Source organism: Pseudomonas sp. JV449, from assembly GCF_032424295.1.
GTDB classification, from domain to species: domain Bacteria; phylum Pseudomonadota; class Gammaproteobacteria; order Pseudomonadales; family Pseudomonadaceae; genus Aquipseudomonas; species Aquipseudomonas marginalis.
On the sequence record NZ_VYKD01000033.1, the window covers coordinates 1 to 14,482 of the forward strand.

The following is a 14,482-nucleotide window of genomic DNA, read 5'->3' on the forward strand; positions in this document are numbered from 1 at the left end:
GTAACTAAGGACAAGGGTTGCGCTCGTTACGGGACTTAACCCAACATCTCACGACACGAGCTGACGACAGCCATGCAGCACCTGTCTCAATGTTCCCGAAGGCACCAATCCATCTCTGGAAAGTTCATTGGATGTCAAGGCCTGGTAAGGTTCTTCGCGTTGCTTCGAATTAAACCACATGCTCCACCGCTTGTGCGGGCCCCCGTCAATTCATTTGAGTTTTAACCTTGCGGCCGTACTCCCCAGGCGGTCAACTTAATGCGTTAGCTGCGCCACTAAGAGCTCAAGGCTCCCAACGGCTAGTTGACATCGTTTACGGCGTGGACTACCAGGGTATCTAATCCTGTTTGCTCCCCACGCTTTCGCACCTCAGTGTCAGTATCAGTCCAGGTGGTCGCCTTCGCCACTGGTGTTCCTTCCTATATCTACGCATTTCACCGCTACACAGGAAATTCCACCACCCTCTACCATACTCTAGTCAGTCAGTTTTGAATGCAGTTCCCAGGTTGAGCCCGGGGATTTCACATCCAACTTAACAAACCACCTACGCGCGCTTTACGCCCAGTAATTCCGATTAACGCTTGCACCCTCTGTATTACCGCGGCTGCTGGCACAGAGTTAGCCGGTGCTTATTCTGTCGGTAACGTCAAAACCATCACGTATTAGGTAATGGCCCTTCCTCCCAACTTAAAGTGCTTTACAATCCGAAGACCTTCTTCACACACGCGGCATGGCTGGATCAGGCTTTCGCCCATTGTCCAATATTCCCCACTGCTGCCTCCCGTAGGAGTCTGGACCGTGTCTCAGTTCCAGTGTGACTGATCATCCTCTCAGACCAGTTACGGATCGTCGCCTTGGTGAGCCATTACCCCACCAACTAGCTAATCCGACCTAGGCTCATCTGATAGCGCAAGGCCCGAAGGTCCCCTGCTTTCTCCCGTAGGACGTATGCGGTATTAGCGTCCGTTTCCGAACGTTATCCCCCACTACCAGGCAGATTCCTAGGCATTACTCACCCGTCCGCCGCTCTCAAGAGAAGCAAGCTTCTCTCTACCGCTCGACTTGCATGTGTTAGGCCTGCCGCCAGCGTTCAATCTGAGCCATGATCAAACTCTTCAGTTCAAACATCTTTGGGTTTTTAAGAAACCCTAAACTTGGCTCAGCAATCGTTGGTTATTCTTTGATTTCTCGCGGAGTAACTTGTGATGCTGATAATCTTGTTGACTATCAGTCTGACTCCACAAGCACCCACACGAATTGCTTGATTCAGTTGTTAAAGAGCGGTTGGTTAAGAGCTTTCGTCTCAACCGAGGCGCGCATTCTACAGCAGCCTCATTTGCTGTCAAGTGATTATTTTCAGAAGCTTTCGAAGATTTCTTCAACAACTTCAACCACTTGCGCTTCCGATCTCTCGTTAGCGGGAGGCGAATTCTACAGCGTTACACGCTGCTGTCAACACCTCTTTTTCTCCGCTTTCGACCGAGAAGATCGAATCGTTAATAGCGTCAAACAACATGACTCTATCAACTCCTTCTGGGCTTCGATGAACTGAAGCAATCCGCTGCCTTATTCTGCATAACTCTTTGTTTACCAAGGAGTTTTGCGTTTCGACTGCGCCGGAAGTGGGGCGAATTATAGACTTCCAGGATCTGCCGTCAACACTTAATTTAGTTTTCCTATCAATTTGCCGAAGTTGATTAAAAAACCACCAAAACGCCCTCTATATAGAAGAGCGCCCCTAGATAACTCCCGCTTCTTTTAAAGCCTTCACATTCGCCGAGCCCAACCCCAACACATCCTGCAGCACCTGAGCCGTATGCTGCCCCAACAAAGGAGGCGCAGTACGGTACTCCACAGGCGTCTTGGATAACCGAATCGGACTGGCCACCAGCGGCACCATCCCCGCCAACGCATGCGGCAGCTGTATCGCCAGCCCTCGTGCCTTTACCTGAGGATCGGCAAACACCTGGGCTAGGTCATTGATCGGCCCACAAGGCACACCAACCCGCTCCAGTTGTGACACCCACTCAGCCGTAGTCTTGAAGACCGTAACCTGGCGAATCAATGGAATCAGCTCAGCGCGGTTGGCTACCCGCACCTTATTAGTAGAGAACCGCGGATCATCCGCCCACTGCGGCTGCCCAGCCACTTCGGCGAACTTGCGAAATTGCCCGTCATTACCCACGGTCAGTATGAAATCGCCATCGGCCGTAGGAAAATCCTGATAAGGCACGATATTCGGATGAGCATTACCCAGTCGTTTTGGCGCCGCTCCCGTGGCCAGGTAGTTCATCGCCTGGTTAGCCAGACAAGCCACCTGCACATCAAGCAACGCCATATCGATATGCTGCCCACCACCGTCATGATCCCGATGCGCCAGCGCAGCAAGGATCGCCACCGTCGAGTAGAGCCCAGTGAGAATGTCAGTCAACGCCACCCCCACCTTCACCGGCCCGGCCCCCTCATCGCCTTCCGGCCGACCGGTAAGACTCATCAGCCCACCCAACCCCTGGATCATGAAGTCATACCCCGCGCGAGCGGCATACGGCCCCGTCTGACCGAAGCCAGTGATCGAGCAGTAGATCAACTCCGGATTCACCTTCTTGAGCGAATCGTAGTCCAGCCCATACGCCGCCAGGCCACCCACCTTGAAGTTCTCGATCAAGATGTCGGACTTGGCAGCCAGATCTCGCACCAGCCGCTGTCCCTCCGGCCGCGTGAAGTCGATCGTCACCGACTCTTTGTTGCGATTAGCCGACAAGTAGTACGCCGCCTCACTCGTGTTCTCGCCATCAACATCCTTAAGGAAGGGCGGCCCCCAGGCGCGCGTATCGTCACCGCTACCAGGTCGCTCGACCTTGATCACCTCAGCCCCAAGGTCCGCAAGGATCTGCCCGGACCAGGGGCCTGCCAACACTCGCGATAAATCCAATACCCGCAGATGCGAAAGCGCGCCCATGCCGTTCCCCTATTAATAGAACGCCTGAAGACCGGTTTGCGCGCGCCCCAGAATCAGGGCATGCACGTCATGGGTGCCCTCATAGGTGTTAACCACCTCCAGGTTCACCAGATGACGCGCCACCCCGAACTCATCGGAGATGCCGTTGCCCCCCAACATGTCCCGCGCCATACGTGCGATGTCCAAGGACTTGCCGCATGAGTTGCGCTTCATGATGGATGTGATTTCAACCGCAGCCGTTCCCTCTTCCTTCATACGCCCCAGGCGCAGGCAGCCTTGCAGCGCCAGGGTGATTTCGGTCTGCATATCGGCCAGCTTCTTCTGGATCAATTGAGTTGCTGCCAATGGACGGCCGAACTGATGGCGATCCAGGGTGTACTGGCGTGCGGTGTGCCAACAGAACTCGGCAGCACCCAAAGCCCCCCAGGAGATGCCATAACGCGCCGAGTTAAGGCAGGTGAAAGGGCCCTTCAAGCCGCGCACATCCGGGAAAATGTTCTCTTCCGGCACAAACACGTTATCCATCACGATCTCACCGGTGATGGAGGCGCGCAGGCCGACCTTGCCGTGAATCGCCGGCGCACTCAGGCCTTTCCAGCCTTTCTCCAGGACAAACCCACGAATATCCCCAGCATCGTCCTTGGCCCACACCACAAACACGTCCGCAATCGGGCTATTGGTGATCCACATTTTTGCGCCCGTCAGGCTGTAGCCGCCATCCACTTTGCGTGCACGAGTAACCATCGCGCCGGGATCGGAACCGTGGTCAGGCTCGGTCAAACCAAAGCAGCCAATCCATTCGCCCGAGGCCAATTTCGGCAAGTACTTCTGCTTTTGCGCTTCGGTGCCGAACTCATTGATAGGCACCATCACCAGTGACGACTGCACACTCATCATCGAGCGATAACCGGAGTCGACGCGCTCAACCTCACGCGCAATCAGGCCGTAGCTGACGTAGTTCAAACCACTGCCCCCGTACTGCTCAGGAATCATTGCCCCCAGCAAACCGGTCTCACCCATTTCACGGAAAATCGCCGGGTCGGTCTTTTCATGGCGAAAAGCTTCAAGCACACGCGGCGCCAGCTTGTCCTGGGCGAATTGCTCAGCACTGTCGCGCACCATGCGCTCCTCTTCGGTGAGCTGTTGATCCAGCAGCAGTGGATCGATCCAGTTGAAGCTTGCCTTGCCAGCCATGAATGAGTCCTCGCAAAGAAAATCAGAATTCGTGCATGGAGCCTAGGCCGGGCAGGCAGGGAGAGCAAACGAGGTTTTTGCATAGGCTTGTGCTAATTTCTCACTCCGTAACGCCTATAAGCGACTCAGCTGCACTTTTTGTGTGAGGACAAGGTATATGCGCAGGAAAATTCCCAGCACCACCGCCCTTGTCAGTTTTGAAGCGGCAGCCCGCCACGAGAGCTTTACCAAGGCGGCGCATGAGCTTTCCATCACCCAAGGCGCCATTTGCCGACAGATCGCCAGCCTGGAAGAGTTTTTAAGTGTCGAGCTGTTTCGGCGCTCACGGCGCGGGGTAAAGCTGACGGAGGCGGGACTTTCATACAGCCGTCGCGTGGCCACCCAGCTGGACGCCGTGGAGCGCGATACCCTGTCCGTCATGGGGCAGCAAGGCGCAAACACCATTGAGCTGGCCGTAGTACCCACGTTTGGTACGCAATGGTTGATCCCTCGCCTCAAGGACTTTCAACGAGAGCATCCAGAAGTGACGGTAAACCTGACTAACCGCACGCGTCCTTTTCTATTTGCGGATACGGAATTCGACGCAGCAATTTACTTCGGCGACGCAGATTGGTCCGGTACCGAATCCCACAGGCTCATGGGAGAAAATCCTGTCCCCGTGTGCAGCCCGCGACTATTGGGCGAACTTGAGCGATTCACCCCCCAGGAGATTGCAGAACTGCCATTGCTGCAGCAGACCACCCGCCCTTACGCCTGGCGCCAATGGTTCAACGCCCAGCAACTGAACGTGCCCCGCGACATGACAGGCCCACGTTACGAGCTATTCTCGATGTTGTCTCAAGCCGCCATGCATGACATGGGTATTGCACTGATCCCGCCATTCCTTATCCAGCGAGAACTGGATGAGCATCGACTGGTGATCGCAAGCCCGCAGGCGCTGACCAGTTCGAAGGCTTATTACCTGATGATTCCTGACAGAAAAGTCGAATCCGCCTCACTGCACGCGTTCAGAGACTGGTTGATAGACCAATCGCAGCGCTACAGCCCCAGTATTTAAAGGACAAGCCTCACATGCTGACTTTGTAGTCAGCTAAATCTCAAGCCTACAGATGTACGTATATGTCGCATTTAAGCAGACTGTACCTGTCAGTCTGAAACAAGGCTTAAAGCCATGATTTTCGTGGCTTGTAGCGACTCCTATCAGCCAATGCCCGACTATTCACATCAACGATGGAAAAAAACACACGAATCAGCTGAAGCCCTTTAAACACCTGTATTTAAAGAGGTTATTTCAGACCATTGCGACAATCAGTCACAGGGTGACTTGTAGTTAATTTTTCGTCACCCGTCATAATCCCTTGAAGGCCGTAAAGTTCGCCTGCAAAATGCCGCGCCCCGCTGTCATTTCAGCGGGATCGTGCTGATCGGCCGCCCCAGCTGCGCCACTCGCGGTGCACTGGCCTTTTTACAAAAAGATCAAAAGCAAAAAGATCATGCAGGAGATTTGACGTGCACATTGGTGTTCCTCTCGAAACCCAGACCGGTGAAACGCGGGTGGCTGCCACCCCGGAAACCATCAAGAAGCTGATCGGCCAGGGCCATAAGGTCACTGTTCAAAGCGGCGCAGGCCTCAAGGCCAGCATCGTCGACAGTGCCTATGAAGCGGCAGGCGCGACCATTGGCAGTGCCGGCGATGCGTTTGGCGCCGAGCTGATTCTCAAGGTGGTCGCCCCCAGCGACAGCGAACTGGCGCTGATCAAAAGCGGCACCGCGTTGGTGGGCATGCTCAATCCGTTCAGCAACGAAACCATTGCCAAGCTGGCCGAGCAAGGCATCACTGCCTTTGCGCTGGAAGCTGCGCCACGTACCTCGCGGGCCCAGAGCCTCGACGTGCTGTCTTCCCAGGCCAACATCGCCGGCTATAAAGCCGTGTTGCTGGCCGCCCATCATTACCCGCGCTTCATGCCGATGCTCATGACCGCCGCCGGTACGGTCAAAGCCGCGCGCGTGCTGATCCTCGGCGCCGGTGTTGCAGGCCTTCAAGCCATCGCCACGGCGAAACGCCTGGGCGCGGTGATCGAAGCATCCGACGTGCGCCCTGCGGTAAAAGAGCAGATCGAATCCCTTGGCGCCAAGTTCGTCGACGTGCCCTACGAAACCGACGAAGAACGTGAATGCGCCGTTGGCGTCGGCGGCTACGCGCGCCCGATGCCCAGCAGCTGGATGCAACGCCAGGCGCTGGCCGTGCACGAACGCGCCAAGCAGGCCGACATCGTCATCACCACCGCCCTGATCCCCGGCCGCAAGGCGCCGACGCTGCTCAGCGCCGACACCGTCGCGCAGATGAAGCCCGGCTCGGTGGTCATCGACCTCGCTGCCGCCCAGGGCGGCAATTGCCCGCTGACCGTCGCCGACCAGGTGGTGGTGGAGAACGGCGTAATCATCTGCGGCCCGACCAACCTCGCCGGCGCCGTCGCCGCCGATGCGTCGGCCTTGTATGCGCGCAACCTGCTGGACTTCCTGAAACTGGTCTTCAACAAGGAAGGGCAGTTTGAAATCAACCTCGAAGACGACATCGTCGCCGCGTGCCTCATGTGCCGCGACGGCCAAGTCATCCGCAAAAACGCCTAAGCAGGGATTCAGACGATGGAAGAGCTTATCTCCCCCGGTATCTACAACCTGATCATCTTTGTGCTGGCGATTTATGTCGGTTACCACGTGGTCTGGAACGTAACGCCCGCACTGCACACACCGTTGATGGCAGTGACGAACGCCATTTCAGCGATTGTGATTGTCGGCGCCATGCTCGCTGCAGCGCTGACCGTTACGCCACTGGGCAAGACCATGGGCACCCTGGCTGTGGCCCTCGCGGCCGTGAACGTGTTCGGCGGTTTCCTGGTAACTCGCAGGATGCTGGAGATGTTCAAGAAGAAAGCCCCGAAAGTAAAAGAAGAGGCGCCGAAGTAATGAGCATGAATCTGGTGACGACGCTGTACCTGATCGCGTCGATCTGCTTTATCCAGGCCCTCAAAGGCCTGTCGCATCCCACTACGTCGCGACGCGGCAATCTGTTCGGCATGCTCGGCATGGCGCTGGCGGTACTCACGACCGTAGGCCTCATCTATAAGCTCGGCGCTGAGCTGGCCACCGCCGGTATCGGCTACGTGATCGTCGGCCTGCTGGTCGGCGGCACCGCCGGCTCGATCATGGCCAAGCGCGTAGAAATGACCAAGATGCCCGAACTGGTCGCCTTCATGCACAGCATGATCGGCCTGGCCGCGGTGTTTATCGCGATTGCCGCCGTGGTCGAGCCGCAGTCCCTGGGCATCGTCAAACACCTGGGCGATGCGATCCCGGCGGGCAACCGCCTGGAGCTGTTCCTCGGCGCGGCCATCGGGGCGATTACCTTCTCCGGTTCGGTGATCGCGTTCGGCAAGCTGTCGGGCAAGTACAAGTTCCGCCTGTTCCAAGGCGCACCGGTACAGTTTGGCGGCCAGCACAAGATCAACCTGGTGCTCGGCCTTGCAACCCTGGGCCTGGGGCTGGCGTTCATGTTCACCGGCAACCTCACCGCCTTTGCGCTGATGCTGGCATTGGCGTTCGTGCTCGGCGTGCTGATCATCATCCCGATTGGCGGCGCCGATATGCCGGTTGTTGTGTCGATGCTCAACAGCTACTCCGGCTGGGCCGCGGCGGGCATCGGCTTCTCGCTGAACAACTCGATGCTGATCATTGCCGGTTCGCTGGTGGGTTCAAGCGGTGCGATCCTGTCGTACATCATGTGCAAGGCGATGAACCGCTCCTTCTTTAATGTACTGCTCGGCGGTTTCGGCAATGCGCCGGATGCCGGTGCTGCAGCGGGTTCTAAAGAAGCACGCCCGGTGAAGTCCGGTTCGGCCGACGACGCCACCTTCCTGCTGACCAACGCCGACACCGTGATCATCGTTCCAGGCTATGGCCTGGCAGTGGCACGGGCACAGCATGCCCTGAAGGAACTGACCGAAAAGCTGACGCACCGTGGCGTGACCGTGAAATACGCGATCCACCCGGTGGCCGGCCGTATGCCTGGGCATATGAACGTCCTGCTGGCCGAGGCGGAAGTGCCTTACGACCAGGTGTTCGAGATGGAGGATATCAACTCCGAATTCGGCCAGGCTGACGTGGTGCTGGTGCTGGGCGCGAACGACGTGGTCAACCCGGCCGCCAAGAACGACCCCAACTCGCCGATTGCCGGCATGCCGATCCTGGAGGCGTTCAAGGCCAAGACCATCATCGTCAACAAGCGTTCGATGGCCAGTGGTTATGCCGGGCTGGATAACGAACTGTTCTACCTGGACAAGACCATGATGGTCTTCGGTGATGCCAAGAAGGTCATCGAAGATATGGTCAAGGCCGTCGAGTAACACTGCGCCAGAGCAATACCCGAAACCCTGGCCTCCAGTAGGCTGGGGTTTTTTATTACCCCATGAAACCCGACCAAAGGCTCTAAATCGCTGCCCCGCATTCGACCATGGTAGCGGGCCGAAACTTTTTGAAATCACTACACTGCCCACCTTGCTTCCGTAGCCTGAGATAACAATTCATGTACCGTGATCGTATCCGCTTGCCTTCGTTGTTGAACAAGGTCATGAGCGCGGCAGACGCCGCCGCACTGATCGAGGACGGCATGACCGTCGGCATGAGCGGCTTCACCCGTGCCGGTGAAGCCAAGGCCGTCCCCCACGCCCTGGCCGAACGCGCCAAGACGTCCCCGCTGAAAATCACCCTGATGACCGGCGCCAGCCTGGGTAACGACCTGGACAAGCAATTGACCGAAGCCGGCGTGCTGTCCCGACGCATGCCGTTCCAGGTCGATAGCACGTTGCGCAAGGCGATCAACGCCGGCGAAGTGATGTTTATCGATCAGCACCTGTCGGAAACCGTCGAGCAACTGCGCAACAACCAGCTCAAGCTGCCGGACATTGCCGTCATCGAGGCCGTTGCGATCACCGAACAAGGCCATATCGTGCCCACCACGTCCGTGGGTAACTCCGCCAGCTTCGCGATTTTCGCCAAGCAAGTGATCGTCGAGATCAACCTGGCACACAACCCGAATCTGGAAGGGCTGCACGACATCTATATCCCGACCTACCGGCCAACCCGTACGCCGATCCCGCTGGTAAAGGTCGACGACCGCATCGGCAGCACCGCGATCCCGATCCCGCCGGAGAAGATCGTCGCCATCGTGATCACCAATCAGGCCGACTCAGCCTCCACCGTGACACCACCCGACAGCGACACCCAGGGCATCGCCAACCACCTGATCAACTTCCTCAAGCAGGAAGTGGACGCCGGGCGCATGACCAACAAGCTTGGCCCGCTGCAGGCCGGGATCGGCAACATTGCCAACGCAGTGATGTGCGGCCTGATCGATTCGCCGTTCGAAGACCTGACCATGTATTCGGAAGTGTTGCAGGACTCGACGTTCGACCTGATCGACGCCGGCAAACTGAGCTTTGCCTCGGGCAGCTCGATCACCCTGTCGGAGCGGCGCAATGCCGACGTGTTCGGCAACCTGGAGCACTACAAAGACAAGCTGGTGCTGCGCCCGCAGGAAATTTCCAATCACCCTGAAGTAGTGCGGCGCCTGGGCATTATCGGCATCAACACGGCGCTGGAGTTCGACATCTACGGCAACGTCAACTCCACCCACATCTGCGGTACGCGGATGATGAACGGCATCGGCGGTTCCGGCGACTTTGCGCGCAACGCGCACCTGGCGATCTTCGTCACCAAGTCGATTGCCAAGGGCGGCGCGATTTCCAGCGTGGTGCCGATGGTCAGCCATGTGGACCACACTGAGCATGACGTCGATATCCTGGTCACCGAAATAGGCCTCGCCGACTTGCGGGGCCTGGCGCCGCGGGAGCGGGCCCGGGTGATCATCGACAACTGTGTGCATCCGGCATACCGCGATGCGCTGAACAGTTACTTCAACACAGCCTGCGCCATCGGCGGACACACGCCACACATCCTGCGCGAAGCACTGAGTTGGCACATTAACCTGGAAGAAACCGGGCATATGCTCAAGGCTTGATTGATACAGATTCGAGCTGACGCAAACACAGTTTCGTCAGCTCGATGCCACAACCCTCGATTCTTGAAAAAACTGTACTGCTGTACCGGTCATTTCCTACCGAAAATTCCCACCCTCACATCATAAAATGCCTATTTCGCACTATTTCAGTGCGGACAGGTACAGTTGCCCCATTTCCGTACAGTACAGCGCCTATAAACAGTTAACTGGCCCCTCACAATACAGGTGAACTGTATCTAGAGAGTCTTGCGCCGGAAGAGGATCATTGGCATCAGTTAAACCACTACCTAATCCCGCCACAAGCGGAAGGATGTCATCATGGAACGTACACTCAGTTCCGAACTGTTCTTCGAAGAAAAAGCTGTAAACACCCAGGCTTCCCTGCCTTTGCGCGTTCTCGCCAACCTGATGTTGTGGCAGCGCCGCATCTCCAGCCGCCATCAACTGGCTCGTCTGGATTCGCGTCTGCTGGCTGATGCCGGTATCAGCGAAGCTCAACGCTACGAAGAGCTGAGCAAGCCGTTCTGGCGTTAATTGACGCCCGCTGGCCCTGACCCACCGGGTCCACAGCCAGCACTGATTTGTCAAAACAAAGCCCGCCCCGGGAGACCGGAGGCGGGCTTTGTTGTTTCGGGGCCAGCCTTGTTCCAGGCCAAACAGAAGCCATTCATCTCAACCAGTACAGTTCAAAAAATATAACAGTTAAGCAGTACAATTAAGCATTGGTGTATCTGTAACGGTCAAAGCAACTCGCCCACCATGGTGTTCCAGGACCTCACGGAAGGCGCTCACCATGGACACCCAACCCTCTCTCTATAAACGGCTGTTACACAGGACAGCTTCCACGCTGGCCAAATGGCTCCGCCACGCCTACGAACGCCGCCAACTGGCGCAACTCGATCTTCGAGAACTCTCCGATGTCGGCATCAGCCCGGGAGACCGAATGGCCGAGCTGTCCAAGCCGTTCTGGCGAGACTAGGCAGTCAAGAAGCTTTCCGAACGGATAAACAGCGGCTTAATATCCATGCACAACGTGGCGAACCGTTTAGAACAGGCGTCTGATCCCCAATGGCTGCCCTGCGCCACCTTATTCGTTCACCTACAGGAGTCACCCCATGTCCCGTATTCGCCTGCTGAGTGCTGCTGCCCTGCTGGCCCTGGCCACCAACGCCAGCGCAACCAGCTTCATCGTGACCACCGACTCCATCGTCGGCGCACTGAAGGCTACTTCCGACGCCACCTCCGATGCCACTTCGTCACTGCGGGATAACAAGGTCGTGCGCGCCGCTCGTGACGACGCAGCCAGCTTCGTCGCAAGCGAAGGCGCCATTCGTGGGGTGAAGCTGGAAAGCGCCCTGGCCCAGATCCGCCAACACGCGCCGCAACTGAACACCGCGACTGACGCACAACTGGCCCAAGCCATCCTGGCTATTTGAGTGGGCTGACAAAGGGAGCGCCCGTCGCTCCCCGATGCCGACGCACTGGCTCTCGCTCGGGCATTACGCTAGCCTTGGCGCTCGCTTTCAGTTGTCGAGTCCCATGGCTTTTTCATACCGCCTGCTAATAGTCCCTGTGTGTTTGTGTGCCAGCTGGTCGCCATTGGCTTCGGCCTTTGACCTGACCATCCAAGGTACCGTCGCGAGTGCGTACGCCACCAGCAAGGTGAGCTCAGCGCCTTTCGACCGGAAAGTAGTCGTGGCTGCCCAGGCTGATGCCGCTGCGTTTATCGCCACTGACGGCCAATGGCGGGGGGCACGGCTGGAATCCGCGCTGGATTACCTGCGCCGTACCCAACCAAAACTTAACGCCAGCGACCTTGAACTGGCGCAGGCAATTCTCGTCCAATAATCATCTTTGTATTTCGGAGTCATTCCATGCGTAGCCCGCTGATCGCCGCCACCCTTGGCCTGCTGTTGTTGGCCGACGTTGCCCAGGCACATACCCTGGTGGCCACCAGTAACATCATTGTTCGCGCCTCTGGCCGCACCATTGATTTCACTTCGGACACCACCACCTCCATCCGCGACTCCAAAGTCGTGCGCGAAGCCCACGATGACGCGGCCAGTTTCGTCGCCACCAACGGCGAGATCCGCGGCGCACAGTTGGAAGCCGCCTTCGACACCCTGCGCACCCGCCTGCCGGAAGCGCGCGATGCCAGCGACCAGACCCTCGCCGAAGCTATCCTCGCTCTGTGAGGCGCCTTGTCGCCTGGCTCCTGGCCGGGACTGTGCTGCTGTGTGCCAGCGCAGCCCAGGCCAGCCTGCAACTGCGGCTCAAGACAGATGGCTTGAGCCCGACCGAACAGCAGGCCAGCCAGGCATTGCTCGACGAGGCGATGCGCTCGCTGCCACCGCGCTTCGTCGAGCAGTTGGACCGGCGCATCGATGTCGGCTGGACCGACAAGATGCCCGAAAATGCCTACGGCCAGGCCTCCCTGGTGTCCGAGTTGGACCTCAACCGCAACCTGCTCGACAGCCTGACCGACGGCAGCGCCGCCACGCAAAAAACCAATCGCCCCCACGGCACCGTGCGCCGGGAAATGCTCGCCACCGTGCTGCATGAACTGACCCACATCTATGACCGTGCGCGCCTGTGGCCCAAGGACGAACGCGCGCTGATCCAGCGTTGCAGCCGCCAGAACAACATCACCGGCCTGATCGGCCTGCCCGATCAATGCCGTGGCCAGAATGACCGACGCTTCACCCTCAGCGATGACCCGCGCCTGCTGGACCTGGCGGGCTGGCCGCAATATGTCGGCCGTCGCGGTGAGCGCGAACAACACAACCGTCAGGTCGCGCGCAGCCCGGATATCTACGAAACCACCAGCCCGCTGGAATTCGTAGCGGTCAATATGGAGTACTTCCTCCTCGACCCAAGCTATGCCTGCCGGCGCCCCGCGCTGTTCCGCTATTACAAGGAACACTTCGGCTGGGCCCCACCGGAACAAGACACCTGCGCCAAGACCTACGCGTTCCTCAACGCCGGCAACGATTTCGCCAAGACACCCCTGGGCCACGTCGACCCGGAGCGGGTCTACGAAATCGACTACCTGCTGGCCGAAGCCAACCAGAACCTGGTCAGCCGCTGGGGCCACAGTATGTTGCGCCTGGTGATCTGCGCGCCGGGCCGCCCCCGTGGGCCGGACTGCCGGCTCGACCTGGACCAGCACCTGGTGCTGTCCTACCGCGCCTTCGTCGGCGATGTACAGCTGTCCAGCTGGGACGGCCTGGTGGGCAAGTACCCGTCACGGCTGTTCGTGTTGCCGCTGGCCCAGGTGATCGACGAATACACCAAGACCGAACTGCGCGGCCTGGCGTCCGTGCCGCTGAAACTGTCGCGCCAGGAGATCAACGACACCGTCGAGCACGCCGCTGAAATGCACTGGAGCTATGACGGCAACTATTACTTCCTGTCCAACAATTGCGCGGTCGAAAGCCTGAAACTGCTGCGCAGCGGCAGCGCCAACCCGCAGCTGACCGGCCTGGATAACATCACGCCTAATGGCCTGCTGGAAGTGCTGCAAGCCCGCGGCCTGGCGGATACCAGCGTACTCAACGACAAACGCGAGGCCATGCGCCTGGGGTATCACTTCGACTCCTTCCGCGAACGCTACCAGGCCATGTTCGACGTGCTGCGCAAACACCTGCCGATCAAACAGACCCAGGTTGAAGACTGGCTGTCCCTCAGCGCCGAAGAGCGCCGCCAGTGGTTCGACCAGGCCGACCTGCGCACCAGCGCCGCACTGCTGCTGCTGGAACAGGCGAGCTTTCGCAAACAGCTGATGCTGGCCCAGGACGAAGTCAAGCAACGCTACCTCGGTGCACGCGAGCTGAAAAACGGCGGCATGGAGAAAGCCAACGCCACACTGCAGCAGATCCTCGCCAACAGTGGCTTCCTCAGCCGTCCCGCAGAACTGCTGGGCAGCGGTGGCTATGGCCTGCCGCAACCATCGGAAGCCAAGCGCCTGGAATCGGAAAGCGCCGAGCGCCAGAAGCAGCTGCAATCGCTCACCGGCGAGCTGGATAAAGAGGTGAGGGCGCTGCTGGATCCGTCCCGCGCGGCCGAAATTGCTGCGTGTGAAGCCAACCTCAAGCAGGTGGGTGAACACCTGCGCAAACTGCACAAAGCAGCGGGCGGCCTCGAGCTGCCCTGAAGTACACGGGATAAACACATTCCAATGTGGGAGCAAGCCCCCTCCCACATTTGAAATGTGTACACCTGAAGACCGTACATCTTCCCACCACCAACTGTTT

The 14,482-nt window shown here is 58.3% G+C and carries 13 protein-coding genes and 1 rRNA gene; 11 read left to right on the forward strand and 3 right to left on the reverse strand.

Annotated features, from left to right (window positions below):
• The 3 genes from F6S08_RS28120 to F6S08_RS28130 all read right to left on the reverse strand — a co-directional run.
• A 16S ribosomal RNA gene (locus F6S08_RS28120) occupies positions 1–1,122 on the reverse strand; the annotation flags it as partial.
• A 616-nt stretch (positions 1,123–1,738) separates the two neighbouring features.
• On the reverse strand, positions 1,739–2,959 hold the full coding sequence (locus F6S08_RS28125) for a CaiB/BaiF CoA-transferase family protein (protein ID WP_315872649.1): 1,221 nt from the start codon (positions 2,957–2,959) through the stop codon (positions 1,739–1,741).
• 12 nt (positions 2,960–2,971) lie between these two features.
• Positions 2,972–4,153 (reverse strand): acyl-CoA dehydrogenase, encoded by a 1,182-nt coding sequence (locus F6S08_RS28130; protein ID WP_027608000.1) that lies wholly within the window; start codon positions 4,151–4,153, stop codon positions 2,972–2,974.
• A 157-nt stretch (positions 4,154–4,310) separates the two neighbouring features.
• Here F6S08_RS28130 and F6S08_RS28135 point away from each other — a divergent pair, with 157 nt between their 5' ends.
• From F6S08_RS28135 to F6S08_RS28185, 11 genes are all read left to right on the forward strand, one after another.
• Positions 4,311–5,210 carry a LysR family transcriptional regulator gene (locus tag F6S08_RS28135; RefSeq protein WP_065926876.1) on the forward strand — a complete coding sequence of 300 codons (900 nt, stop codon included), beginning with the start codon at positions 4,311–4,313 and terminating at the stop codon, positions 5,208–5,210.
• A gap of 452 nt (positions 5,211–5,662) precedes the next feature.
• Positions 5,663–6,784, forward strand: a complete 1,122-nt coding sequence (locus F6S08_RS28140; protein ID WP_065926875.1) for a Re/Si-specific NAD(P)(+) transhydrogenase subunit alpha — start codon at positions 5,663–5,665, stop codon at positions 6,782–6,784.
• A 15-nt stretch (positions 6,785–6,799) separates the two neighbouring features.
• On the forward strand, positions 6,800–7,120 hold the full coding sequence (locus F6S08_RS28145; RefSeq protein WP_003187417.1) for an NAD(P) transhydrogenase subunit alpha: 321 nt from the start codon (positions 6,800–6,802) through the stop codon (positions 7,118–7,120).
• Positions 7,120–8,556: an NAD(P)(+) transhydrogenase (Re/Si-specific) subunit beta gene (locus F6S08_RS28150; protein ID WP_027608003.1), complete on the forward strand. Its 1,437-nt coding sequence runs from the start codon at positions 7,120–7,122 to the stop codon at positions 8,554–8,556. Before F6S08_RS28145 ends, F6S08_RS28150 begins: the two co-directional genes overlap by 1 nt.
• A gap of 179 nt (positions 8,557–8,735) precedes the next feature.
• Positions 8,736–10,229, forward strand: coding sequence for an acetyl-CoA hydrolase/transferase family protein (locus tag F6S08_RS28155; protein WP_065926874.1), 1,494 nt, complete (start codon positions 8,736–8,738; stop codon positions 10,227–10,229).
• Between the two features lie 318 nt (positions 10,230–10,547).
• Positions 10,548–10,763: a DUF1127 domain-containing protein gene (locus F6S08_RS28160; RefSeq protein ID WP_003187413.1), complete on the forward strand. Its 216-nt coding sequence runs from the start codon at positions 10,548–10,550 to the stop codon at positions 10,761–10,763.
• Between the two features lie 259 nt (positions 10,764–11,022).
• Positions 11,023–11,208, forward strand: a complete 186-nt coding sequence (locus F6S08_RS28165; RefSeq protein WP_027608005.1) for a DUF1127 domain-containing protein — start codon at positions 11,023–11,025, stop codon at positions 11,206–11,208.
• Between the two features lie 136 nt (positions 11,209–11,344).
• A complete protein-coding gene (locus F6S08_RS28170; RefSeq protein ID WP_074848113.1) occupies positions 11,345–11,665 on the forward strand; it encodes a DUF2388 domain-containing protein in 321 nt (106 codons plus the stop codon).
• 103 nt (positions 11,666–11,768) lie between these two features.
• Positions 11,769–12,077: a DUF2388 domain-containing protein gene (locus tag F6S08_RS28175; protein ID WP_065926888.1), complete on the forward strand. Its 309-nt coding sequence runs from the start codon at positions 11,769–11,771 to the stop codon at positions 12,075–12,077.
• 26 nt (positions 12,078–12,103) lie between these two features.
• On the forward strand, positions 12,104–12,424 hold the full coding sequence (locus tag F6S08_RS28180; protein WP_027608008.1) for a DUF2388 domain-containing protein: 321 nt from the start codon (positions 12,104–12,106) through the stop codon (positions 12,422–12,424).
• Complete coding sequence (locus F6S08_RS28185) at positions 12,421–14,382, forward strand: DUF4105 domain-containing protein (protein ID WP_065926873.1); 1,962 nt, start codon at positions 12,421–12,423, stop codon at positions 14,380–14,382. Before F6S08_RS28180 ends, F6S08_RS28185 begins: the two co-directional genes overlap by 4 nt.
• The last annotated feature ends 100 nt before the right edge of the window (positions 14,383–14,482 follow it).